The sequence below is a fragment of the Streptomyces sp. NPDC005496 genome, assembly GCF_042872045.1.
Lineage (GTDB): Bacteria > Actinomycetota > Actinomycetes > Streptomycetales > Streptomycetaceae > Streptomyces.
This window is the reverse complement of sequence record NZ_JBIAJQ010000002.1, coordinates 635,792-660,352: the sequence shown is the minus strand read 5'-3', so window position 1 is coordinate 660,352 and position 24,561 is coordinate 635,792. Positions and strand designations below refer to the sequence as shown.

The 24,561-nt window shown below is 72.6% G+C and carries 18 protein-coding genes; 12 read left to right on the top strand and 6 right to left on the bottom strand.

Features of this window, described 5'->3' with window-relative positions:
- Positions 1 to 85 precede the first annotated feature (85 nt).
- A complete protein-coding gene (locus tag ACFYQQ_RS07425) occupies positions 86 to 1,375 on the top strand; it encodes a citrate synthase (RefSeq protein ID WP_121402961.1) in 1,290 nt (429 codons plus the stop codon).
- A gap of 708 nt (positions 1,376 to 2,083) precedes the next feature.
- Here ACFYQQ_RS07425 and ACFYQQ_RS07420 read toward each other — a convergent pair.
- From ACFYQQ_RS07420 to ACFYQQ_RS07410, 3 genes are all read right to left on the bottom strand, one after another.
- Positions 2,084 to 4,342, bottom strand: coding sequence for a heavy metal translocating P-type ATPase (locus ACFYQQ_RS07420; RefSeq protein WP_355781631.1), 2,259 nt, complete (start codon positions 4,340 to 4,342; stop codon positions 2,084 to 2,086).
- A 112-nt stretch (positions 4,343 to 4,454) separates the two neighbouring features.
- Positions 4,455 to 4,694 carry a heavy-metal-associated domain-containing protein gene (locus ACFYQQ_RS07415; RefSeq protein WP_355781633.1) on the bottom strand — a complete coding sequence of 80 codons (240 nt, stop codon included), beginning with the start codon at positions 4,692 to 4,694 and terminating at the stop codon, positions 4,455 to 4,457.
- 148 nt (positions 4,695 to 4,842) lie between these two features.
- Complete coding sequence (locus ACFYQQ_RS07410; protein WP_355781646.1) at positions 4,843 to 5,484, bottom strand: TetR/AcrR family transcriptional regulator; 642 nt, start codon at positions 5,482 to 5,484, stop codon at positions 4,843 to 4,845.
- Positions 5,485 to 5,719: 235 nt separating this feature from the next.
- On the opposite strand from ACFYQQ_RS07410, the gene ACFYQQ_RS07405 reads away from it, so the two are divergent.
- Both ACFYQQ_RS07405 and ACFYQQ_RS07400 read left to right on the top strand, forming a co-directional pair.
- Positions 5,720 to 7,933, top strand: coding sequence for an MMPL family transporter (locus ACFYQQ_RS07405; RefSeq protein WP_388903833.1), 2,214 nt, complete (start codon positions 5,720 to 5,722; stop codon positions 7,931 to 7,933).
- A 41-nt stretch (positions 7,934 to 7,974) separates the two neighbouring features.
- Positions 7,975 to 9,018: a zinc-dependent alcohol dehydrogenase family protein gene (locus tag ACFYQQ_RS07400; RefSeq protein WP_355788217.1), complete on the top strand. Its 1,044-nt coding sequence runs from the start codon at positions 7,975 to 7,977 to the stop codon at positions 9,016 to 9,018.
- A gap of 149 nt (positions 9,019 to 9,167) precedes the next feature.
- Here ACFYQQ_RS07400 and ACFYQQ_RS07395 read toward each other — a convergent pair whose 3' ends face one another.
- Together ACFYQQ_RS07395 and ACFYQQ_RS07390 are read right to left on the bottom strand one after the other, a co-directional pair.
- Positions 9,168 to 9,368 carry a MerR family transcriptional regulator gene (locus tag ACFYQQ_RS07395; RefSeq protein WP_355788220.1) on the bottom strand — a complete coding sequence of 67 codons (201 nt, stop codon included), beginning with the start codon at positions 9,366 to 9,368 and terminating at the stop codon, positions 9,168 to 9,170.
- Between the two features lie 358 nt (positions 9,369 to 9,726).
- The gene (locus ACFYQQ_RS07390; protein WP_355788222.1) at positions 9,727 to 10,728 is read right to left on the bottom strand and encodes a sugar phosphate isomerase/epimerase; all 1,002 of its coding nucleotides are present in this window, start codon (positions 10,726 to 10,728) and stop codon (positions 9,727 to 9,729) included.
- Between the two features lie 122 nt (positions 10,729 to 10,850).
- Between ACFYQQ_RS07390 and iolC the strand changes: the two genes are divergently transcribed.
- The 6 genes from iolC (at position 10,851) to ACFYQQ_RS07360 (ending at position 18,766) form a co-directional block, all read left to right on the top strand.
- A complete protein-coding gene (gene iolC, locus ACFYQQ_RS07385; RefSeq protein WP_355788224.1) occupies positions 10,851 to 11,801 on the top strand; it encodes a 5-dehydro-2-deoxygluconokinase in 951 nt (316 codons plus the stop codon).
- A gap of 80 nt (positions 11,802 to 11,881) precedes the next feature.
- The gene (locus ACFYQQ_RS07380) at positions 11,882 to 12,760 is read left to right on the top strand and encodes a deoxyribose-phosphate aldolase (RefSeq protein WP_356165068.1); all 879 of its coding nucleotides are present in this window, start codon (positions 11,882 to 11,884) and stop codon (positions 12,758 to 12,760) included.
- A 7-nt stretch (positions 12,761 to 12,767) separates the two neighbouring features.
- Complete coding sequence (iolB, locus tag ACFYQQ_RS07375) at positions 12,768 to 13,592, top strand: 5-deoxy-glucuronate isomerase (RefSeq protein WP_355790740.1); 825 nt, start codon at positions 12,768 to 12,770, stop codon at positions 13,590 to 13,592.
- The gene (gene iolD / locus ACFYQQ_RS07370; protein ID WP_355790742.1) at positions 13,589 to 15,463 is read left to right on the top strand and encodes a 3D-(3,5/4)-trihydroxycyclohexane-1,2-dione acylhydrolase (decyclizing); all 1,875 of its coding nucleotides are present in this window, start codon (positions 13,589 to 13,591) and stop codon (positions 15,461 to 15,463) included. Before iolB ends, iolD begins: the two co-directional genes overlap by 4 nt.
- A gap of 13 nt (positions 15,464 to 15,476) precedes the next feature.
- Positions 15,477 to 16,979: a CoA-acylating methylmalonate-semialdehyde dehydrogenase gene (gene mmsA / locus ACFYQQ_RS07365; protein WP_356164791.1), complete on the top strand. Its 1,503-nt coding sequence runs from the start codon at positions 15,477 to 15,479 to the stop codon at positions 16,977 to 16,979.
- 377 nt (positions 16,980 to 17,356) lie between these two features.
- Positions 17,357 to 18,766, top strand: coding sequence for an APC family permease (locus ACFYQQ_RS07360; RefSeq protein WP_356164794.1), 1,410 nt, complete (start codon positions 17,357 to 17,359; stop codon positions 18,764 to 18,766).
- A 4-nt stretch (positions 18,767 to 18,770) separates the two neighbouring features.
- Here the strand turns inward: ACFYQQ_RS07360 and ACFYQQ_RS07355 are convergent, their stop codons facing one another.
- Positions 18,771 to 19,220: a GNAT family N-acetyltransferase gene (locus ACFYQQ_RS07355; protein WP_356164797.1), complete on the bottom strand. Its 450-nt coding sequence runs from the start codon at positions 19,218 to 19,220 to the stop codon at positions 18,771 to 18,773.
- A 116-nt stretch (positions 19,221 to 19,336) separates the two neighbouring features.
- Here ACFYQQ_RS07355 and ACFYQQ_RS07350 point away from each other — a divergent pair, with 116 nt between their 5' ends.
- The 3 genes from ACFYQQ_RS07350 (at position 19,337) to ACFYQQ_RS07340 (ending at position 24,552) form a co-directional block, all read left to right on the top strand.
- Entirely contained in the window at positions 19,337 to 21,988 is a 2,652-nt protein-coding gene (locus ACFYQQ_RS07350) for an alpha/beta fold hydrolase (protein WP_388903829.1), read from the top strand.
- A complete protein-coding gene (locus ACFYQQ_RS07345; RefSeq protein WP_355788946.1) occupies positions 21,985 to 22,848 on the top strand; it encodes an ABC transporter permease in 864 nt (287 codons plus the stop codon). Before ACFYQQ_RS07350 ends, ACFYQQ_RS07345 begins: the two co-directional genes overlap by 4 nt.
- Positions 22,849 to 23,001: 153 nt before the next feature.
- A complete protein-coding gene (locus ACFYQQ_RS07340; protein ID WP_388903826.1) occupies positions 23,002 to 24,552 on the top strand; it encodes a von Willebrand factor type A domain-containing protein in 1,551 nt (516 codons plus the stop codon).
- Positions 24,553 to 24,561 lie beyond the last annotated feature (9 nt).

Here is a 24,561-nt window from a genome sequence, read left to right as displayed (position 1 = left end):
GAGTGCACTCTCCAGGGCCAAATGGGGGATGGTAGAGACAGTCAGGGCACCTCGAAGAAGAGGCACAACGTCGGTGAGGGATGACGTGAGCGACAACTCTGTAGTACTGCGGTACGGCGATGGCGAGTACACCTACCCGGTGATCGACAGCACCGTCGGCGACAAGGGCTTCGACATCGGGAAGCTCCGCGCCCAGACCGGTCTGGTCACGCTCGACAGCGGATACGGCAACACCGCCGCCTATAAATCCGCGATCACCTACCTCGACGGCGAGGAAGGCATCCTGCGGTACCGCGGTTACCCGATCGAGCAGCTCGCCGAGCGCTCCACCTTCCTTGAGGTGGCGTACCTGCTGATCAACGGCGAACTGCCGACCGTCGACCAGCTCTCCACCTTCAAGGGCGAGATCACGCAGCACACCCTGCTGCACGAGGACGTCAAGAACTTCTTCCGCGGCTTCCCGCGTGACGCCCACCCCATGGCGATGCTGTCGTCCGTGGTCAGCGCGCTGTCCACCTTCTACCAGGACAGCCACAACCCGTTCGACGAGAAGCAGCGCCACCTCTCGACGATCCGCCTGCTCGCCAAGCTTCCGACGATCGCGGCCTACGCGTACAAGAAGTCGATCGGTCACCCGTTCGTCTACCCGCGCAACGACCTCGGGTACGTCGAGAACTTCCTGCGGATGACCTTCTCGGTCCCCGCGCAGGAGTACGACCTCGACCCGGTCGTCGTCTCCGCGCTCGACAAGCTGCTCATCCTGCACGCGGACCACGAGCAGAACTGTTCGACCTCCACCGTGCGCCTGGTCGGCTCCTCGCAGGCGAACATGTTCGCCTCGATCTCCGCCGGCATCTCGGCCCTCTGGGGCCCGCTGCACGGCGGCGCCAACCAGTCGGTGCTGGAGATGCTCGAAGGCATCCAGGCGTCCGGCGGCGACGTCGACACCTTCATCCGCAAGGTGAAGAACAAGGAAGACGGCGTGAAGCTCATGGGCTTCGGGCACCGCGTCTACAAGAACTTCGACCCCCGGGCGAAGATCATCAAGGCCGCCGCGCACGACGTCCTCTCCGCCCTCGGCAAGTCGGACGAGCTGCTCGACATCGCGCTGAAGCTGGAAGAGCACGCGCTGGCCGACGACTACTTCGTCGAGCGCAAGCTCTACCCGAACGTGGACTTCTACACGGGCCTCATCTACCGCGCGATGGGCTTCCCGACCGAGATGTTCACGGTCCTGTTCGCCCTCGGCCGCCTGCCGGGCTGGATCGCCCAGTGGCACGAGATGATCAAGGAGCCGGGTTCCCGCATCGGCCGCCCGCGCCAGATCTACACGGGCGAGGTCCTCCGCGACTTCGTCCCGGTGGAAGCCCGCTAGACAGCACCTTCCAGGCAAAAAACCGCCCCGACGGCTCCTCCCGAAAGCGAGTGAGCCGAAGGGGCGCGCCTGTGTCGAGGGGCCGACGCGCGGAGGCCCCGACGAAGGAGGGGTCGAGCACGATCGGCCCCTCGACACAGGCTTCCGCGCCCCGGAGGCGAACCGAGCTCCTGGAAGAGGGGGCCCCGGAGGCGAACCGAGCGCCAGAAATACGGAAAGCGCCCTGCTGCCGGTCCCCCCACGGGCCGGCAGTCAGGGCGCTTTCCTTGTCCCGGTGCGGATTCCCCCCACGGGATCCGGCCGGGCGTCTGTGGGACAGCGCCTGAATCGCTGCGAGCTAAACGAGCAAAACTGGTTACGCCACTGCGTGACGAGGTGCGGTCTGCCGGGACCCGTACGGACCGGGAGGGCCGCTCAAAGCTCTCCGGCGTACGTGCCCCGGCAACGCAGCTCCGGGAACGTCCCCCAAGACATCCCCAGATGCCGGCTCCGCCCCCCAAGACGTTGCCGACATCGCCAACTTAGACTCACGAACCCCTTCGTTGGTTACGTTCACATCACTGTGACCTGCGTCTCTTGCATATGTCCTGAAAATGCGCAAGAGCCCCGATACGTCGATCGGAGACCAAGCGTAAGGATGATGCGCGAGCCTTGTGAAGAGCTTATGTGAGGCTTCCGTTGGACTCTAGAGGGACTCCCGCCCCGTCGTCATGAGAATGCCCTGAGCCGAAGGCTGTTCGTGACCACGAACACCGAGGAGAAGGCCATGGCGGCGCCCGCGATCATCGGGTTGAGGAGTCCCGCGGCGGCCAGCGGCAGCGCGGCCACGTTGTATCCGAAGGCCCAGAGCAGGTTCCCCTTGATGACGGCGAGGGTCCGGCGCGAGAGCCGGATCGCGTCGGCGGCGACGCGCAGGTCCCCGCGGACGAGGGTCAGGTCGCCGGCCTCGATGGCCGCGTCGGTCCCCGTGCCCATGGCGAGACCGAGGTCGGCGGTGGCGAGCGCGGCGGCGTCGTTGACGCCGTCGCCGACCATGGCGACCGTCCGGCCCTCGCCCCGGAGCCGCTCGATCACCTCGACCTTGCCCTCGGGCAGCACCTCGGCGACGACTTGGTCGATGCCGACGGCGCGGGCCACGGACTCGGCCACCGCCCGGTTGTCGCCGGTCAGCAGCACCGGCGTGAGACCGAGGGCGCGCAGGGCCCTCACCGCCTCGGCGCTGGTCTCCTTGACCGTGTCGGCGACGGTCAGGACGCCGATCGCCGTCCCGTCCCGGGTGACCACGACGGCCGTACGGCCGCCGGCCTGGGCCTCGGCGCGGGCGCGGGCCAGCTCGGGCGGGAGGGTGCCGTGCGGCAGCCGTCCCACCGTGATCTCCCGTCCCTCGACGCGTCCGCGCACGCCGAGTCCGGGGACGTTCTCGAAGTGCTCGGGAGCGGGCAGGGCGCCGGCGCGCTCCTCGGCGCCTGCGGCGACGGCCCGGGCGATCGGATGCTCCGAGGCGTGCTCCAGGGCTCCTGCGGCCCGCAGGAGCTCGCTCTCGCCGATGCCTTCGGCGGCGTACACCTCGTGCAGGGTCATCCGGCCGGTGGTGACGGTCCCGGTCTTGTCCAGGACGACGGTGTCGACGCGGCGGGTGGACTCCAGGACCTCGGGGCCCTTGATGAGGATGCCGAGCTGGGCGCCGCGTCCCGTGCCGACCATCAGCGCGGTCGGGGTCGCGAGGCCGAGGGCGCAGGGGCAGGCGATGATCAGGACCGCGACGGCGGCGGTGAAGGCGGCCACGGTGTCACCGGTGAGACCGAGCCAGAAACCGAACGTGCCGACGGCGATCAGCAGTACCACCGGCACGAAGACCGCGGAGATCCGGTCGGCGAGGCGCTGCACCTCGGCCTTGCCGTTCTGCGCGTCCTCCACCAGCCGTGCCATCCGGGCCAGCTGGGTGTCCGCGCCGACGCGGCGGGCCTCCACGACCAGGCGGCCCGCGACGTTCACGGTGGCGCCGGTGACGCCGTCGCCGACGGACACGTCGACCGGCACGGACTCGCCGGTCAGCATGGACGCGTCGACCGCCGAGGTGCCCTCGACGACGGTGCCGTCGGTGGCGATCTTCTCGCCGGGCCGTACGACGAAGCGGTCGCCGACGGCCAGTCCGTCGACGGGGACGCGCACCTCGCGGCCGTCCCTGAGGACGCGGACGTCCTTAGCGCCGAGCTCCATCAGCGCCCGCAGGGCCGCCCCGGCGCGCCGCTTGGAGCGGGCCTCCAGATAGCGGCCGAGCAGGATGAACGCGACGACGCCGGCCGCGACCTCCAGGTAGATGGTGGAGGCGCCGTCGTGGCGCGAGACGGTGAAGGTGAAGCCGTCCCGCATGCCGGACATGCCCGCGTCGCCGAAGAACAGCGCCCAGAGGGACCAGCCGAAGGCGGCGAGCGTGCCGACGGACACGAGCGTGTCCATGGTGGCCGCGCCGTGCCGCGCGTTGGTGAGGGCGGCGCGGTGGAAGGGGAGTCCGCCCCAGACGACGGCGGGCGCGGCGAGGGTGAGTGCGAGCCACTGCCAGTTGTCGAACTGCAGTGCCGGGATCATCGACATCAGGACGACGGGCAGCGCGAGGGCGGCGGAGACGGTCAGCCGCTGCCGCAGGGAGGCGAGTTCGGGGTCGTCCGCGGCGGGCGCCTCGGTGTCCTCGGCGGGCGGGGGAGCGGGCTCCTCGGCCGTGTAGCCGGTCTTGACCACGGTGGCGATGAGGTCGGCGACCTGTGTCCCCGCGGGGTAGGTGACCTTCGCCTTCTCGGTGGCGTAGTTCACCGTGGCGGTGACGCCGTCCATGCGGTTGAGCTTCTTCTCGACCCGGGCCGCACAGGAGGCGCAGGTCATCCCGCCGATGACGAGTTCGACCTCGGAGGCCGGGACGGACGGCGCGGAGGTCTCCGTCACCGGGGTCCTGGCTGCTGCGGTGGTCATGTCCGGCTCCAGTCGATGGGCCGGGCCGTACGGAGTCGGTGTCTGCCGGCCGGTACGGCCCGGTGCGGGGACGAGGTGCTGCGGGCGGCGCCGCAGCCGGGCTCGGGCGGGGTCAGGCGCGGCCGACGAGCTCGAAGCCCGCCTCGTCCACGGCGGCGCGTACGGCCTCGTCGTCGAGCGGCGCGGCGGACACGACGGTGACCTCGCCGGAGGAGGCCACGGCCTTCACCGAGTCGACGCCGGCGATCTCCGAGATCTCGCTGGAGACGGAGCCTTCGCAGTGGCCGCAGCTCATGCCGCTCACCCGGTAGACGGTCGTGACGGAGTGCGGGGTGCCGGTCTGGGCGGTCATGGCGTTACTCCTCGTCGAGGCATGGGGGCGTTCCGGTGCGGGTGGGCGGCCTGTGGGATGCGGGTTCCCACCCGACGCACTCCACACTATACCCCTAGGGGGTACTAACGAGGCCGGGCGGGACGCGGCCGGACCGCGGGCGCGCCGCTCAGTGTCCGCCGCCGCCCGTCTCCCCGACGAGCGGCTTCAGGTAGCGGTACATGACCGTCTTCAGCTCGGTGACGTACGCGTCCCGCGCCGTGCCCTCGTGGGACATGATCAGGTCGAGTCCGGCCTTGAAGAGGGCGAGCGTCATGTTCGCGGTGCGGGTGCGCTCCTCGGGTGAGGCGTCGGGCAGGTAGCCGGCGACGATGTCGTCCACCCGGGTTAGCACGGCGTCGTGCACGGTGCTGATCTCCTCGGTGATGCGGCCCGGGGTGTCGGCGCCGTGCATCAGGACGCCGAACGCGGGGTTGGCGACGTTGAACTCGATGAGCGGGTCGAGGACCGCGTCGAGCATCTCGTCCAGCGGGAGCCCGATGTTCTCCGGGGCGAGGGCCTGGCCCTGCGACGCGCGCCAGTCGTGGAGCAGCTGGTCGCTGAGGCCGATCGCGAGGGCCTCCTTGTTCGGGAAGAACTGGTAGAGCGTGCCGGGGGAGACGCCCGCCTCGCGGGCGATCGCGTTCGTGCTGGCGCCCGTGTAGCCGCTCCTGCAGAACACCGAGGCGGCGGCGTCGAGGAGCTGGGCGATGCGGCGCTCGCCGCGGGCCTGGCGCCGGCGCGGCCTGTCCTCCGGCGTCCGCTCCGTGATGTCGGTGCCGGTGCCGTCGGCGGACCTGTCGGGCTTGTCGGACACGGGTTATCCCCAACTCTCAGGGCGCGATTGACAAACACGAGTGGTCGCTCGCATTCTTGGAAAACGCGAGCGATGACTCGTGTTTGCCAGTCTATGGCAAAGGACGACCCATGCGGCCTGCCCGGACGCGCGCGACGAACGCGCGGCCGCGAGCGGACGACAGGGGTCACGGTGAAGGGGACACCGCACGATGACCGTAGTCAACAGGACCCCGCGCATCGGCGGCTGGACCCGCGTCGTGACCGCGCGGCCCCGGCTCTCGCTGCTCCTGGCCCTGCTGGTCACCGCCCTCGCGGTGGTCGCGGGCAGCGGTGTCGCCGACCGGCTGGGCAGCGGCGGCTGGGAGGACCCGGACGCCCAGTCCACCTACGCGACCGAGGCGCTGGAGCACCGCTTCCCCGCCTCGCAGCCCAATCTGCTCCTCCTGGTCGACGCGGGACGCGCGTCGGTGGACGACCCCGCCGTCGCCGCCGAGGCGAAGCGGCTCGCGGCCCGGCTCGCCTCCGAGCGGGGCGTCACGGGCGTCGGCTCCTACTGGCAGTCAGGCTCACCCGCCCTGAAGGCCGAGGACGGGCACGAGGCACTCGTCGCCGCCCGGATCACGGGCGACGAGAAGACCGCGGGCGAGACCCTGGACCGCCTGGCACCCGCCTTCCGGGGGACGCACGGCCCGGTCGAGGTCCGCGTCGGCGGACCCGTCGCCGTACGGCACGAGATGCAGACGACCATCCGCGAGGACCTGACCCGCGCCGAGCTGATCGCCCTCCCGGTGACGCTCGTGCTCCTGGTGATGGTGTTCGGGAGCGCGGTGGCGGCGCTGCTGCCGCTCGGCGTGGGCATCATCGCCATCCTCGGCACGAACGCGGTCCTGCGCGGACTCACCGAGCTGACCGACGTCTCGGTCTTCGCCATGAACCTCACCACGGCCCTCGGGCTGGGCCTCGCCGTCGACTACGCCCTGTTCATCGTCCGCAGGTTCCGCGAGGAGCTGTCCGCGGGCGCCGAGCCCCGGGCCGCCGTCGCCACCACCCTGCGCACCGCCGGGCGCACGGTCCTCTTCTCGGCCCTCACGGTCGCCGTGTCGCTGGCCGCGATGCTGCTCTTCCCGCAGTACTTCCTGCGCTCCTTCGCCTACGCCGGCATCGCGGTGGTGCTGCTCGCCGCGGGCGCCGCCCTCGTCCTGCTGCCGGCCGCGCTGGTCCTGCTCGGACACCGGGTGAACGCCCTGGACCTGCGGCGCCTGCCGCGGCGCGGCCGGCCGCGCAGGACGGCCGAAGGGGCGGCCTGGGGGCGCACGGCGGACCTCGTCATGCGCAGGGCACCGGTCTTCGCCCTGGCCACCACCGTCGCCCTGGTCGTCCTCGGACTGCCGTTCCTGGGCGTGCGGTTCGGCACGGCCGACGACCGGCAGCTCCCCTCGACCGCCGAGTCCCACACCGTCCAGCAGCACATCAGGGACGGCTTCCCCGGCAGTCCGGGCGGCGGCCTCGAAGTGCTCGCCGAAGGCCGCGCGACCCGGGCCGAGTACGCCGCGTACAAGGACCGGATCGCCGCGCTGCCCGGCGTGCTCCGGGTGGACGGACCCCTGGTGGAGGGCGACTCGGCGTACTTCACGGTGCTGCCGAAGGGCGAGGCCGTCGACGACGCCGCCCAGCGGCTGGTGGGCGACCTGCGCGCGGCCGACGCGCCCTTCGGCACCGCCGTCACCGGCACGGCGGCGGTCCTTGTCGACTCCAAGCACGCGATAGCCGACCGGCTGCCGTGGGCGGTCGCCTTCATCGCGCTCGTCACCCTGCTCCTGGTGTTCCTGCTGACCGGCAGCGTGCTCGTACCGCTCCAGGCGGTCCTGCTGAACGCGCTCAGCCTGACGGCGATGTTCGGGGCGGTGGTCTGGGTCTTCCAGGACGGCCATCTGTCGGGGCTGCTCGGCTTCACCGACACGGGCTCGATCGAGACCACCCTGCCGGTCCTCATGTTCTGTGTCGCCTTCGGACTGTCCATGGACTACGGCGTGTTCCTGCTCTCCCGCATCAAGGAGGAGTACGACGCGACGGGCGACCACCGGGAATCGGTCCGCTTCGGCCTCCAGCGCACCGGCGGACTGATCACCGCCGCCGCGGTCATCCTGGCGGTGGTGATGGTTGCGATCGGCACCTCGCGGGTGACCAACACCAAGATGCTCGGCCTCGGCATCGCGCTCGCCGTCCTGATGGACGCGATGATCGTCCGCAGCCTGCTCGTGCCCGCCGTCATGCGGCTCACCGGCAGGGCCACCTGGTGGGCCCCGGGTCCGCTGCGCCGCTTCCACGAGCGGTTCGGAGTCGCCGAAGGGGACACGCGGCCCCCCGCCTCCGAGGTGCAGGAGCCCGACCTGGACCGGGACAGGATCGAGGTACGCGGATAGCGTTCCCCGCGGACACGATCTCCGGGCGAGGGGCGAGACGGATGCGGGCAGTGGTGTTCGAGCGGTACGGCGAGCCGGCCGAGGTGCGCGAGGTGGCGGACCCGGCACCGGCCGGGCACGGGGTCGTGGTGCGGGTCGAGGCCACCGGGCTGTGCCGCAGCGACTGGCACGGCTGGCAGGGGCACGACCCGGACATCACGCTGCCGCACGTGCCCGGTCACGAACTCGCCGGTGTCGTCGAGGCCGTGGGCGCGCGGGTGACCGGATGGCGCCCCGGGGACCGGGTCACCGTGCCCTTCGTCTGCGCCTGCGGCACCTGCCCCGCCTGCGCGGCGGGCGACCAGCAGGTCTGCGAGCGCCAGACCCAGCCCGGCTTCACCCACTGGGGCTCCTTCGCGCAGTACGTGGCGCTGGAGCACGCCGACGTGAACCTGGTCGCGGTGCCCGAGGAGCTGTCCTTCGGGACGGCGGCCTCGCTGGGCTGCCGGTTCGCCACGGCGTTCCGCGCGGTGGTCGTACAGGGACGGGTGGCGGCGGGGGAGTGGGTCGCGGTGCACGGGTGCGGGGGCGTCGGGCTGTCCGCCGTGATGATCGCGGCGGCCTCGGGCGCCCGGGTCGTGGCCGTGGACGTCTCCGCCCGGGCGCTGGAGCTGGCGCGGACGTTCGGGGCGGCCGAGTGCGTCGACGCCTCCCGGGTCGCGGACACGGCGGAGGCGGTGCGCGAGGTGACGGGCGGCGGCGCCCACCTCTCCCTGGACGCGCTCGGTTCCCCCGCCACCTGCGCCGCCTCCGTGAACGGCCTGCGCCGCCGCGGCCGTCATGTGCAGGTGGGCCTGCTGCCCTCGCCGACCGGCTCCACCCCGGTTCCGATGGCACGGGTGATCGGCCTCGAACTCGAAGTGCTGGGCAGCCACGGGATGGCGGCGCACGCCTACCCCCGGATGCTGGAGCTGGTGCGGGCGGGCGTGCTGCGCCCCGATCTGCTCGTCACGTCGACCATCCCGCTGGACGCCGCGCCGGCCGCGCTGGAGGCGATGGGCACGGCCCCGGGCTCCGGGGTGACCGTCGTCGAACCCTGGGCCTGAGGGGCCGCACCGCCCACGTCCGGGTCCGCGCCGGAGCCCTTCACTGCCGCCTCCCGCCCGTCGAACCGGCTCCGGGGGCCGGCCCGTCGCCGCCGGGGCGGCCGTGACTCCCGGCGTCAGTGCCGCCGGGGCGGCCGTGACTCCCGGGGTCAGTCCTCCCGGCGCCCCCGGTTGCCCGGCCGGGACGCGACCCAGGCGCGGACGGTGTCGGCGTACCAGTACGGTTTTCCGCCCTCCACATGGTCGGGCGGTGGCAGCAGGCCGTGTTTGCGGTACGACCTCACGGTGTCCGGCTGCACCCGGATGTGCGCGGCGATCTCTTTGTACGACCAGAGCCGACGGTCGGTCATCAGTGGCACCTCCCTGCGCGCGCCGCGGCGGCGGCCGGGGGCGGCCGTCGGGGGAGCCGGGCGCTGCGCTGGCGATCACAAAGCCTGTGCCCGTTGAACGACGCTGCGTGACCGGGAGGCTGGGCCTGTCGCCCGGGTGTGACCCAAGACCCGCGTATACGCGACATGTGTGACAGGAAGCGGTCTTTTGTGACACGGGTGACGCATTGAGCGTCGTGAGCACCCTGGGAACAACTGATGGCCCCGGCCCCACCGCACGCCGACGGACCCCACGCGCCCCCCCGGCGCACCGCCGCGCCCCCCGAAGCCGCGCCCCCGAATCGCCCCACCCGCGCCCTCGAACCTGGCCCCCGTCCGTTCAGGCCCCGCAGGACCTCAGGAACGCCCGGGTCCGTTGGGCGATCGGGAGGGGCTTGTCCGGTGGGCAGGGGTACATGTCCTGCTCGACGATCGCGAAGAGGTCGACGTCGAGCTTCTGCGCGGCGGCGAGGACGGGCTCCAGCGCCGGTACGCCGGAGGGCGGTTCGCACATGACACCGCGTGCCACGGCCGGCCCGAACGGCACCTCGCCCGCCCGGACCTCGGCCAGGACCAGCGGATCCACCTGCTTGAGGTGGAGGTAGCCGATGCGTTCGCCGTACGTCTCGATGAGCTTGACGCTGTCGCCGCCGCAGTAGGCGTAGTGCCCGGTGTCCAGGCACAGCGAGACGAGCGAGGAGTCCGTGGCGTCCAGGAAGCGGGTGACGTTCTCCTCGCTGTCGATGTGCGTGTCGGCGTGCGGGTGGACGACGATCCGCAGCCCGTAGCGCTCCCGCACCTCGTGGGCGAGCCGCTCGGTCTGGGCGGTGAGGCTGCGCCACTGCGTCGGTGTCAGGGTCCTGTCCTCCAGTACCGCGCCCGTCTTGTCGTCCCGCCAGAAGGAGGGGATGACGACGAGGTGCTCGGCGCCCATGGCCCGGGTGAGCTCGGCGATGGCCGAGACGTGCGCCCAGGTGGAGTCCCACACCGCCGGGCCCCGGTGCAGGCCGGTGAACACCGTGCCGGCCGAGACCGTGAGCCCGCGCCGTGCGGTCTCCTCCGCCAGGACGGCCGGATCGGTCGGCAGATAGCCGTAGGGGCCCAGCTCGATCCACTCGTACCCGGACGCGGCGACCTCGTCGAGGAAGCGCTGCCAGGGGACCTGCCGCGGATCGTCCGGGAACCAGACGCCCCAGGAGTCGGGAGCCGAACCGATCCGGATGCGGGACAGTGAGGAGGGAGGCGACGACCGCGGTGACGGCCGGGGCGACGACGGGCGTGAGGGGCCAGGTGACGACGGACGTGACGGCTCGGGCGATGGCTGCGGTGACAACGACGTCATGGGCGTCAGCTTCGGACCGCCCCTGGAAGGTGTCAAGCCCTGGTCCGAATGTCTGGACAAAGCGTTGACAGGGCTCCCCGGGCGACGCTAGACCTGGGGACAGCCCAAGCGAAGGGATCTCGATGGCGTACGACCTGATCACCATGGGGCGGATCGGCGTGGACCTCTACCCGTTGCAGACGGGCGTGCCGCTGGCCCGGGTGACGTCCTTCGGGAAGTTCCTCGGCGGGTCGGCGACGAACGTCGCGGTGGCCGCCGCCCGCCTCGGCCGGCGCACGGCGGTGATCACACGTACGGGCGACGACCCCTTCGGCGCGTACCTCCACGACGCGCTGCGGGACTTCGGCGTCGACGACCGCTGGGTGACGCCGGTCGCCGGGCTGCCGACCCCGGTCACGTTCTGCGAGGTCTTCCCGCCGGACGACTTCCCGCTCTACTTCTACCGGCAGCCCAAGGCGCCCGACCTGGAGATCCACGCGGACGAGCTCGACCTGGAGGCGGTGCGCGACGCCTCCGTCTTCTGGGTGACCGGCACGGGACTGAGCGAGGAGCCCAGCCGCACCGCGACGCTCGCGGCGCTCGCCCACCGGGCCGGGGCGGGCACGACGGTCTTCGACCTCGACTGGCGCCCCATGTTCTGGAAGGACCCCGGGTCCGCGCGCCCCTTCTACGCCGAGGCCCTGCGCCACACCACCGTCGCCGTGGGCAACGTGGACGAGGTGGAGATCGCCACCGGCGAGCGCGACCCGCACACCGCCGCCCGCGCCCTGCTGGCGGCGGGCGTCGAGCTGGCGGTGGTGAAGCAGGGCCCGAAGGGCGTCCTCGCCGTCCACCGCGACGGCACGTCCGCCGAGGTCCCGCCGCTGCCGGTGACCGTCCTCAACGGCCTCGGCGCCGGCGACGCCTTCGGCGGCTCCCTGTGCCACGGCCTGCTGGCCGGCTGGGACCTGGAGCGGATCATGCGGTATGCGAACGCGGCGGGCGCCATCGTCGCCTCCCGCCTGGAGTGCTCCTCGGCCATGCCGACCCCGGACGAGGTCGAGGACGCGCTCGCCGCGGGAGCGGTGCGGTGAGGGCGGGACACGTCGGCGGGACGAGGCACGGGGAGGGCGCCGGCGACGGCCGCGGCACCGCTCCGGGTGCCCTCGGCCCGATAGACGTATCCGAGCTGGTCCGCGTCCGCGCCCAGCACCCCGAGGCGATCGCCGAGGCCGCGGCCCGCCGCCCCCGGCGCCCCCTGGTCGACGGCGGCGGCCGCCTGATGATCATCGCCGCGGACCACCCGGCCCGGGGCGCGCTGGCCGTCGGCGACCGCAGGTTCGCCATGGCGAGCCGCGCCGACCTGCTGGAACGGCTCTGCCTCGCGCTCTCGCGGCCCGGTGTCGACGGCGTTCTCGCCACCGCCGACATCCTCGACGACCTGCTGCTGCTCGGCGCCCTGGACCGCAAGGTCGTCCTCGGGTCGATGAACCGCGGCGGCCTCGCGGGCGCCGCCTTCGAACTGGACGACCGGTTCACCGGGCACCGCCCGCAGGACATCGAGCGGCTCGGTTTCGACGCGGGCAAGCTGCTGCTGCGCATTGACTACGACGACCCGGGCTCGCTGCGGACCCTGGAGTCCGCCGCCCGCGTCGTCGACGAGATGGCCGGGCGCCGGCTCCCGGTGTTCGTCGAGCCGTTCCTGTGCCGCCGCGACCCGGCGACCGGGGCGCTGCGCAACGACCTCGGCGCCGAGGCGGTCACCAAGTCCATCGCCATCGCGAGCGGCCTGGGCGGCACGTCGGCGTACACCTGGCTGAAGGTTCCCGTCACCGAGAACCCCGACGACATGGCCCGCGTCATGGAGACCTCCACGCTGCCCGCCGTCCTGCTCGGCGGCGACGTCGGCGAGGACCAGGAGGGCGCGTACGAGAAGTGGCGCGGTGCCCTCCAACTGCCCACCGTGCAGGGGCTGGTCGTCGGCCGCTCCCTGCTCTACCCGGCGGACGGGGACGTGGCCGCCGCCGTGGACACCGCCGTCGGACTCCTGTGAGGACCGGATGACGAGCAACGACCTGTACGTCCCCAAGGGCGCCGCCGCAGGCCCGCTGTACGCCGTCGACATCGACCCCAAGCGGGCGGGATGGGAGTACAGCAGCCTGCGCGTGGTCGACCTCGCGCCGGGCGGCACGCACACCTTCACCAGCGGCGACAGCGAGTGGATCGTGCTGCCCCTGGAGGGTGGTTGTACGGTACACACGGAGGGTGAGGAGTTCCATCTCCTGGGCAGGGAAAGCGTGTTCGGCGGAGTCAGCGACTTCGCCTACGTTCCCCGCGACGCCCGGGCACTGATCGCCTCCGGCGCGGGAGGCCGCTTCGCCCTGGCAGGAGCGAAGTGCGAGCGCCGACTCCCCGCCCGCTACGGCCCCGCGCCGGAGGTTCCCGTCGAAGACCGCGGCAGCGGCACCTGCGCCAGGAAGGTGCGCAACTTCGCCTCGGCCGACGGCTTCGAATGCGACCGGCTGATCGCCGTCGAGGTCGTCACCCCCGGCGGCAACTGGTCCTCGTACCCGCCGCACAAGCACGACGAGCACCGCCCCGGCGTCGAGTCGCTGCTGGAGGAGATCTACTACTTCGAGATCGAGGGTCCGGGCGGTTTCGGCTATCAGCGCGTGTTCCCCTCACGCGAGGGCGGCGCCGACGTGCTGGCCGAGGTGAGGACCGGCGACGCCGTCCTCGTCCCCGACGGCTGGCACGGCCCGTCCGTCGCGGCTCCCGGGCACACCATGTACTACCTGAACGTGATGGCGGGTCCGGGCGCGGAGCGGGAGTGGCGGATCTGCTTCCACCCCGGACACGGAGAGAGCGCGGAGGGATACCGATGACCCGTCTGACGGTCGCGCAGGCGCTGGTGCGCTTCCTGGCCTCCCAGTTCACGGAACGGGACGGCGAGCGGCAGCGGCTGATCGGCGCCACCTGGGGCATCTTCGGCCACGGGAACGTCGCCGGGATCGGCCAGGCGCTCGTCGAGTACGCGGACGAGATGCCGTACCACCAGGGCCGCAACGAGCAGTCCATGGTGCACGCGGCCGTCGGCTACGCGCGCCAGCGCAACCGGCTGTCCACGCACGCCGTGACGACGTCGATCGGCCCCGGCGCCACGAACCTCGTCACCGGCGCCGCCCTCGCGACGGTCAACCACCTGCCGGTGCTGCTGCTGCCCGGCGACGTCTTTGCCACCCGCCCGGCCGACCCGGTCCTCCAGCAGCTGGAGGTCCCCTACGCGGGCGACGTGTCGGTCAACGACTGCCTGCGCCCGGTGTCGAGGTACTTCGACCGGATCACCCGCCCCGAGGCGCTGATCCCGGCGGCGCTCCAGGCGATGCGGGTGCTGACGGACCCGGTGGAGACGGGCGCGGTCACCCTCGCGCTGCCGCAGGACGTGCAGGCGGAGGCGTTCGACTGGCCGGAGGAGTTCTTCGCGGAGCGGGTCTGGACCGTCCGGCGCCCGGCCCCCGACTCCGGCGAACTGGCCGAGGCCGTGCGGGCCGTCCGCGAGTCCCGGCGCCCCCTGATCGTCGCGGGCGGCGGGGTCCACCACAGCCGCGCCGAGGACGCCCTCGCGGAACTCGCCGCGGCCACCGGCATCCCGGTCGCCTCCACCCAGGCCGGCAAGGGCTCCCTGCGGTGGGACCACCCGCAGGACGTCGGCGGCATCGGCCACACCGGCACCGCGACCGCCGACGAACTGGCGCGCACCGCCGACCTGGTGATCGGCGTCGGCACCCGCTACACCGACTTCACGACGGCGTCCGGCACCCTCTTCGCGGGCTCGGGCGTCCGCTTCCTCAACCTGAACATCGCGCCCTACGACGGGCACAAGCTGTCCGGGCGGACCCTGATCGCGGACGCCCGCGCCGGTCTGGAGGAGCTCACCGAGGCGCTCACCCTGCACGGCCACCGCGCGGAGCCCGCCTACGTCACCGAGTACACGGACGACAAGGAGCGCTGGGAGTACCGGGTCGACGCGGCGTTCGAGGCGGACGACCCCGACATCCGGCCCACCCAGCCCCAGGTGCTCGGCATACTCGACGCGCTCGTCGATGAGGAGGACATCCTCATCAACGCGGCGGGTTCGCTCCCCGGCGACCTGCACAAGCTGTGGCGGGCGCGGTCCCGGGACCAGTACCACGTGGAGTACGGGTACTCGTGCATGGGCTACGAGATCCCGGCCGCGATCGGGGTGCGGATGGCGGCGCCCGGCCGGCCCGTGTGGGCGCTGGTCGGCGACGGCACCTACCTCATGATGCCGACGGAACTCGTCACCGCGGTCCAGGAGAACGTGCCGGTCAAGGTGGTGATCCTGCAGAACCACGGGTACGCGTCCATCGGCGGCCTCTCGGAGTCCGTGGGCGGCGAGCGGTTCGGCACCGCCTACCGCCACCGGTCGGGCGAGGGTGCCTATACGGGGGCGCCGCTGCCCGTGGACCTCGCCGCCAACGCGGCCAGCCTCGGCATGCGGGTGCTGCGGGCGAAGACCGTGCGTGACCTGCGGGAGGCGCTGGCGCGGGCACGGGCCGCGGACACTCCCACATGTGTCTACGTGGAGACCGAAACGGCAGACACAGTGTCGGGCGCGCCCCCGGCCCAAGCCTGGTGGGATGTACCCGTGGCCGAGACCGCGACCCGCCCGTCGGCGGTCAAGGCGCGCGACGAGTACGACCGGCACGTCTCCACCCGACGCCGCCATCTGTGAGGGAGTTTCTGGCATGACGAAGATCGTCAACCACTGGATCGGTGGCAAGCCCACCGAAGGCGCGTCGGGTACGTACGGCCCGGTCACCGACCCGGCGACCGGCGCCGTCACCACCAAGGTCGCCTTCGCGAGCGTCGACGAGGTCGACGCGGCGGTGGCCGCCGCCAAGGAGGCGTACGCGACCTGGGGCCAGTCCTCGCTCGCGCAGCGCACCAACATCCTGTTCCGGTTCCGGGCGCTGCTCGACGCGAACCGGGACGCGGTCGCCGAGCTGATCACCGCCGAGCACGGCAAGGTCCACTCGGACGCGCTCGGCGAGGTCGCCCGCGGCCTGGAGATCGTCGAGCTGGCCTGCGGTATCAACGTGCAGCTGAAGGGCGAGCTGTCCACGCAGGTCGCCAGCCGCGTCGACGTGTCCTCCATCCGGCAGCCGCTGGGCGTGGTGGCGGGCATCACGCCGTTCAACTTCCCGGCCATGGTGCCGATGTGGATGTTCCCGATGGCCATCGCCTGCGGCAACACCTTCGTGCTGAAGCCGTCCGAGAAGGACCCGTCGGCCTCCATGAAGATCGCCGAGCTGCTCTCCGAGGCCGGCCTGCCCGACGGTGTCTTCAACGTCGTGCACGGCGACAAGGTGGCCGTCGACCGCCTGCTGGAGCACCCGGACGTCGCGGCCGTGTCCTTCGTCGGCTCCACGCCGATCGCCCGCCACATCCACACCACGGCCGCCGCGAACCACAAGCGCGTCCAGGCCCTCGGCGGCGCCAAGAACCACATGCTGGTCCTGCCCGACGCCGACCTGGACGCCGCCGCGGACGCCGCGGTGTCGGCCGCGTACGGCTCGGCCGGCGAGCGCTGCATGGCGATCTCGGCGGTCGTCGCCGTGGGCGCGATCGGCGACGAGCTGGTGGCGAAGATCCGCGAGCGCGCCGAGAAGATCAAGATCGGCCCCGGCAACGACCCGGCGTCCGAGATGGGCCCGCTGATCACCGCGGCCCACCGCGACAAGGTGGCCTCGTACGTGACGGGCGCGGCGGCCCAGGGCGCCGAGGTCGTCCTGGACGGCACCGGCCACACCGTCGAGGGCTACGAGGACGGCCACTGGATCGGGCTGTCGCTGCTGGACCGGGTCCCGGTGACCGCCGACGCCTACCGGGACGAGATCTTCGGCCCGGTGCTGTGCGTGCTGCGCGTGGACACCTACGAGGAGGGCGTCGACCTCATCAACGCCTCGCCGTTCGGCAACGGCACCGCGATCTTCACCCGGGACGGCGGCGCCGCCCGCCGCTTCCAGCTGGAGGTGGAGGCGGGCATGGTCGGCGTCAACGTGCCGATCCCGGTGCCCGTCGGCTACCACTCCTTCGGCGGCTGGAAGGACTCCCTCTTCGGGGACCACCACATCTACGGAAACGACGGCACGCACTTCTACACGCGCGGCAAGGTCGTGACCACCCGCTGGCCGGACCCGTCGGAGGCCCCGGCCGGCGTCGACCTGGGGTTCCCGCGCAACCACTGAGGGTGATCGACGCAGGCAGTGAGGCCGTCCGCATTGCGGACGGCCTCACGTTTTTTTGACGGCCGAGCTGCGGTTCCCGTTCAGACGGGATGAAACGGGTGACGCAGGCCACGTCCGTATTGGATCTTGGAAAGCAAGGTCACATTCCCGAACGGCTTGATGATTGCAATATCGGGGCGTCGAAGCCTGCGAAAGTGATGTGACCTGGGTCGCTGCACGGCTGCGGATTCCGTAGGTAAACAGCCATTGACGTGCTGGTTTTCGTCGGGGTTCCATTCAGCGCCGGGAGCGGACGAAGACATGAACGACGCGAGCCGCCGGAGGCGATATCGCTCCCGCCCGAAACACCTGACGCACGAGTCGATCGGAACCACTCCATGACCGACACGCTCCGCCCTGTCGAGACCGCCGCCCCGGACGCCGCCCCCACGGCGTCCGGCGGCCCCCTCAAGCTCAAGCGCTCCATCGGGATCGTCGGCGGCACCCTGCTGACGCTCTCCTGCGTGACCCCGGCCTCGACGCTCTTCGTGGTCGTGCCCGACCTCTTCTCGTCCCTCGGCACGGCCACCGCCCTCACCATCGCGATCGGCTCGCTCCTCTGCATCGCCGTGGCGTTCTGCTACTCGGAGCTGGGCACCCTCATCCCCAGCGCGGGCGGCGAGTACGCCATGGTCTCCACGATGGCCGGACGCCTCGCCGGCTGGCTCGTCTTCGTGCTCTCCCTGCTCGTCGTCATGATCGTGCCGCCGGTGATCGCGATGGGCACCGCGGACTACCTCGCCCCGATCGTGCACCTCGACCCGTCCTACGCGGGTGCCGCCGTCATGCTGCTCGCCACCCTCGCCGGCCTGCTCGACCTGCGCGCCAACGCCTGGATCACCGGCGTCTTCCTGGTCCTCGAGGTCATCGCGGCGGCCGTCGTGGCAGTCCTCGGCTTCGCGCACGGCGAGCGCGGCGCGGGCAGCCTGGTCTCCCTCCAGGTCGCGGACGCCGGAGGCCACACGGACACCGTCACGGCCATGCTGATCGTCTCCGGCCTCGCCATCGCCCTCTTCGTCACCCAGGGCTTCTCGACCGCGGTCTACCTCTCCGAGGAGCTGGAGAACCCGCGCCGCAACGTCGCCCGTACCGTCCTCGCCACCCTCGCCATCTCCACGGTGATCATCCTGGTGCCGGTCGTCGCCATCACCATGGGCGCCCCCGACCTGGCGGCCCTGTCCGGCGGTGACATCAGCACCATGGTCACCGCCTGGTCGAACTCCGCGGTCGGCACCTTCGTCAGCCTCTGCGTGGCGCTCGCCATCATCAACGCGGGCATCGTCATGGTCATCCAGAACTCCCGCGTCCTGTTCGCCTCCGCCCGCGACAAGGCCTGGCCCGAGCCGGTCAACCGGGGCCTGTCCCGCCTCGGCCGCTTCGGCTCCCCGTGGGTCGCCACCCTGCTCGTCGGCATCCCCGGCGCCGTCCTGTGCTTCGTGAACCTCGACACGCTGTACGGCGTCACCGGAGTCTCCGTCACCGGCATGTACCTGCTGGTCGCCGTCGCCGCCCTGCTCGCCCGGCGCGGGACACACGCCCACACCTCCGCCTGGCGCATGCCGCTGTGGCCCGCCGTACCGGTCCTGCTGATCGGCGTCCTGGCGTACATCCTCAGCCAGCAGGAGACGGGCTACCTGCTGTGGACCGGCGGCATCACGGCCGTCGCCACCCTGTACTGGGCCTTCTACCTGCGCCCGCGCCGCGACACCCGCTGGCTGGTGTCGATCCCGGAGGACGGCCAGGCCTGATTCCTCAGGCCCGGGGCGGCGCCTCCGGCGCGAAGTCCCACACCACCACCGTGCACGTCCCGTCGTCCTCGCCACCCGCGCTGCGGTAGGTGGCGAGGGCGACGTCGTTCCCGGTGTCCACGCCGACCCACATCCCGTAGCAGCCGCGTTCGCGGGCGAGGTCGGCGAGCGTCCGGGTCAGCGCCCGCCCGGCCCCGCGCCGCCGGTAGGGCTCGGCGACCGCCAGCTCGTACAGGAACATCTCGGTCCCCTTGTCGGGGTGCACGGTCTCGACCCCGCTGACGAAGCCCACCGGCTCCGGCGGGCCGCCGGACTCCGGGGTCCCGTACGCCAGGAACAGGTGGTGGCCCCCGGCCTCCAGGAATCTTTGCGCCCACTCGGGACGCACGGGACGGTCGAAGAGGTACTCGGCGGCGGTCAGTTCCCCGACCGTGGTGGCACGGCGAATCTCCATGGGGCGTTCGTACCACGGGCGCGGTACGCGGGGGCGCGAGCGTACTCCCAGGGGAGGGGGCCGGGTTCAACCCGGCGGCTGCGTCGGGCGCCGGCGGGCCCCCTTACGGTGGACGCATGGATCTTCGACTGTCCCGACTGCGCGGACCCGCACCCCGGGGACCGCGACGGTGGGCCGCCGCGGCGGCCGCCGTCGTCGTGCTCGCCGGCGCCGGCACGTGGACGGCCGCCGCCTCCGACGAGGCCCCGCCCGTGCACCGCGCCGACAGAGCCATGGCCATGGGCGACGGAGTGAAGATCAACACCTCGTACTTCACCTCGGGCACCGGCCGCCGCCCCGCCGTCCTGCTGGCGCACGGCTTCGGCGGCAGCAAGGCCGACGTCCGGGAGCAGGCCGAACAGCTCGCGCGCGACGGATACGCGGTGCTGACCTGGTCGGCCCGCGGCTTCGGCGGCTCCACCGGCAGGATCGGCCTGAACGACCCCGCAGGCGAGGTCGCCGACGTCTCCCGCCTCATCGACTGGCTCGCCGCCCGGCCCGAGGTGGAGCTGGACGCCGCGGGCGACCCGCGGGTGGGCCTCAGCGGCGCCTCCTACGGCGGCGCGGTCTCCCTGCTGGCCGCCGGACACGACCGCCGGGTGGACGCCATCGCCCCGGAGATCACCTACTGGAACCTGGCGGACGCCCTCTTCCCGAACGGGGTCCTCAAGAAGCTGTGGGCCGGCCTGTTCATCAACTCCGGCGGCGGCTGTGAGCGCTTCGAGGACCCGCTGTGCGCCATGTACAACCGGGTCGCCGAGGCCGGGAAGCCCGACGCCCGGGCCCGGGCGCTGCTCGACGCCCGCTCCCCGTCCGCCGTCGGCGACCGCATCAAGGTGCCGACGCTCCTGGTGCAGGGCCAGACCGACTCGCTGTTCCCGCTCGGCCAGGCCGACGCCGCGGCCAGGGCGATCCGGGCCAACGGCGCGCCGGTCGACGTCGACTGGATCTCCGGCGGCCACGACGGCGGCGACATGGAGACCGACCGGGTGCGGGCCCGCGTCGGCGCCTGGTTCGACCGCTACCTGAAGGACGACGCCCACGCCGACACCGGCCCCGCCTTCCGCGTCACCCGCACCGGCGGCGTCGACTCCACGGACGGCGCCGCGCGGCTGCGGGGCGCGAGCGCGGACACGTACCCGGGCCTGGAGAGCCGCGGGCGGGACATCGCGCTGAGCGGACGCGAGCAGGCCGTCCGCAACCCCGCGGGGGCCAGCCCGCCCGCCATCTCCGCCCTCCCCGGCCTCGGTGACTCCGGCGGCATCTCCCAGCTGTCCTCCCTCGGCGTCGGGATCTCCATCGACTTCCCGGGCCAGTACGCCAAGTTCACGTCCGCCCCGCTCACCGAGGACCTGCGGATCACCGGATCGCCCACGGCGACCGTGCACGTGCGGTCGACCACCGACGACGCCGTCCTCTTCGGCAAGGTGTACGACGTCGGACCGGGCGGCTCCCGGCAGGTGCTGCCCGCCCAGCTCGTGGCGCCCGTCCGGGTCGAGGGCGCCAAGGCCGGCAAGGACGTCCACCTGACCCTGCCCGCCGTCGACCACGAGCTGCGCAAGGGCCACCGGCTGCGCCTGGTCCTCGCCTCCACGGACCTCGGCTACGCCTCCCCGACCGCCCCCGCCACGTACACCGTCTCGCTCAAGGGCGACCTGCGGGTCCCGAGCGCGCCCGGCGTGACGACCGCCGCTGCGCCGCTGCCCTCCTGGTTGTGGTGGCTGCCCGTGGCCGGCGCCCTGGCCGCGCTCGCCCTGCTGCTCACCGGCCGCCGCCGCACCGCCGCCGGGCCGCCCGACCCGGAGCGGGCCGAGGTGCCGCTCCAGATCACCGGCCTGAGCAAGCGGTACGCCAGGTCCGCCGACCGGTACGCGGTCCGGGACCTGTCCTTCCGCGTCGAGAAGGGCCAGATCCTCGGCCTGCTCGGACCGAACGGCGCCGGCAAGACGACGACCCTGCGCATGCTCATGGGCCTGATCACGCCCGACGACGGTTCGATCCGCGTCTTCGGGCACGAGATCCGGCCGGGCGCTCCCGTGCTCTCCCGGGTCGGGGCCTTCGTCGAGGGAGCGGGCTTCCTCCCGCACCTGTCGGGCCGCGAGAACCTGGAGCTGTACTGGCGGGCCACCGGACGCCCGCCCGAGGACTCGCACCTGGACGAGGCCCTGGAGATCGCCGGACTCGGCGACGCCCTGGCCCGCGCGGTGCGCACCTACTCGCAGGGCATGCGCCAGCGCCTCGCCATCGCGCAGGCCATGCTGGGCCTGCCGGACCTGCTGATCCTGGACGAGCCGACCAACGGCCTCGACCCGCCCCAGATCCGCGAGATGCGCGAGGTCATGATCCGGTACGCCGCGGCGGGCCGTACCGTGATCGTCTCCAGCCACCTCCTCGCCGAGGTCGAGCAGACCTGCACCCACCTCGTGGTCATGGACCGCGGCAGGCTGGTGCAGGCCGGCCCGGTGAGCGAGATCATCGGCTCCGGCGACACCCTCCTGGTCGGCACCGGCACACCCGTGGCCGGGCCGCTCGCCGAGAAGGTCGGCGCGCTGCCCGGCGTGCTCTCCGCCCTCGTCACCGACGACGGGCTGCTGGTCCGCCTCGCCCCCGGGGGCAGCGCCGAACACCTGGTAGTGGAGCTGGTCCGGCTCGACGTGCCGGTGCGGTCCGTCGGCCCCAACCGCCGCCTCGAAGACGCCTTCCTCACCCTAATCGGAGGCTCCGCGTGAGCACCCTCACCGAGCGCGCCGAGACTGCCGACGGGTACCGCCCGCGGCGGACACTGCCGCTGCGGGTCGAACTCGTACGGCAGCTGAAGCGCCGCCGCACCCTCGTCATGGGGGCCGTGCTCGCGCTGCTGCCCTTCGTCCTCGTCGCCGCCTTCGCGATCGGCGGCGAGCCGGGCGCGCGCAACGGCCAGGTGACGCTGATGGACACGGCCACCGCGTCCGGCGCGAACTTCGCCGCCGTCAACCTGTTCGTCTCGGCCGGCTTCCTGCTGGTGATCCCGGTGGCGCTGTTCTGCGGGGACACCATCGCCTCCGAGGCGAGCTGGTCCTCGCTGCGCTACCTGCTGGCGGCGCCCGTTCCGAGGACCCGGCTGCTGTGGTCCAAGCTCACCGTGGCGCTCGGCCTCAGCCTCGCCGCCATGGTGCTGCTGCCCGTCGTGGCGCTGGCGGTGGGCAGCGCCGCCTACGGCTGGGGCCCGCTGGAGATCCCCACCGGCGGCGAGCTGTCCACCGGCACCGCGACCCAGCGCCTGCTGATCGTCGTGGCGTACGTCTTCGTGTCCCAACTGGTCACCGCCGGGCTCGCGTTCTGGCTGTCGACCCGCACGGACGCCCCGCTCGGCGCGGTGGGCGGCGCGGTCGGCCTGACGATCGTCGGCAACGTCCTGGACGCGGTGACCGCGCTCGGCGACTGGCGCGACTTCCTGCCCGCGCACTGGCAGTTCGCCTGGGCGGACGCCCTCCAGCCGACCCCGGAGTGGGGAGGCATGATCCAGGGCACGGCCGTCTCGGTGACGTACGCGCTCGTCCTGTTCGCCCTCGCCTTCAGGGGCTTCCGGCACAAGGACATCGTGTCGTAGGTCTCCGGAGCGTCACCTACCGGTCTCGGCGGCCCCCGCCGTGGCCGCTTCGAGATCCATCCGCAACACCCCGTGCCGCACGGAACGGCCCTCTCGGACGTCACAGTCACAGACACAGGCCATGAGCCGGGACCGTTCACCGAGGGGGCACGGATGGGGATCGACCATGCACGGCGACTGCGCGGCGGACTGCTCGCGCTGACGGTCGCGGGGGGCCTGCTGGTCGCGGGCTGCGGCGGGGACGGGGACCACGGCCAAGCCTCGGACGGGGCCGCCAAGTCCCGTGACCGGTCGACCGGTTGGCCCGCCCCCGCGCCGAACGCGCCGCGGGACGACGAGCACCGGGAGGAGAGCGGCGACACCGGCCGGGACCTCGCGCCGTCCCCCGACCTCCTCTCCACCTTCGCCCTGGACGTCGACACCGCCTCGTACGGCTACGCCCGCCGCACCCTCGCCGACGGCCGGCTGCCCGACCCGGCGACCGTCCGCCCCGAGGAGTTCGTCAACAGCTTCCGCCAGGGCTACGAACGCCCCGACGGCGACGGCTTCTCGGTCACCGTCGACGGCGCCCGCACCGGCCAGGAGGACTGGTCGCTGGTCCGCGTCGGCCTCGCCACCCGCGCCGTGCGGGACGAGGGCGAACGCCCGCCCGCCGCCCTCACCTTCGTCGTCGACGTCTCCGGCTCCATGGCCGAACCGGGCCGCCTCGACCTGGCCAGGGACGCCCTCGGCGTGATGACGGACCGGCTGCGCGCGGACGACTCGGTCGCCCTGGTCGCCTTCAGCGACGAGGCCGAGACGATCCTGCCCATGACACGGCTGGGAACCGGCCGGGCACGCGTCCACTCCGCGATCCGAAGCCTGGAGCCACGGTCCTCCACCGACCTCGGCGAGGGAGTCCGCGCCGGCTACGACACCGCCGTGGAAGGACTGCGCGAGGGCGCCACCAACCGCGTCGTCCTGCTCTCCGACGCGCTCGCCAACACCGGCGACACCGACGCCGACTCCATCCTGGAGCGCGTCTCCGGCGCCCGCCGCGAGCACGGCATCACCCTGTTCGGCGTCGGGGTCGGCAGCGACTACGGCGACGCCCTGATGGAACGTCTGGCCGACCGGGGCGACGGCCACACCGCGTACGTCGCGAACGACGAGGAGGCCCGGAAGGTCTTCTGCGAGGAGCTCCCGCGCAACATCGACCTCACCGCCCGCGACGCCAAGGCCCAGGTCGCCTTCGACCCGGCGGCCGTCGAGGAGTTCCGCCTGGTCGGCTACGACAACCGGCAGGTCGCCGACGAGGACTTCCGCGACGACCGGGTGGATGGCGGCGAGACCGGCCCCGGCCACACGGTCACCGCCCTGTACGCCGTCCGCACCCGGCCCGGCGCCTCGGGCCGGCTCGCCACCGCGACCGTCCGCTGGCTCGACCCCGGCGACCGCACCCCGCACGAGGAGTCGGGCCGGCTGGCGGCCGCCGCCCTCGGCGACGACCTGTGGAGCGCGCCGCCCGGCCTCCAGGTCTCGGCGGTGGCCGCCTACTTCGCCGACGACCTCCGCCGGGGCGACAGCCGCTGGAGCGCGCTGCCGGCCAGGCCACCGCTCGGCGCCCTCGCCGACCGCGCCGGACGGCTCGCGACCGCCACCGAGGACGACGCGGTGCGCGACCTGGCCGACGCGATCCGCCGGGCGGACCGGCTCCGGGACTGAGGGCACCCG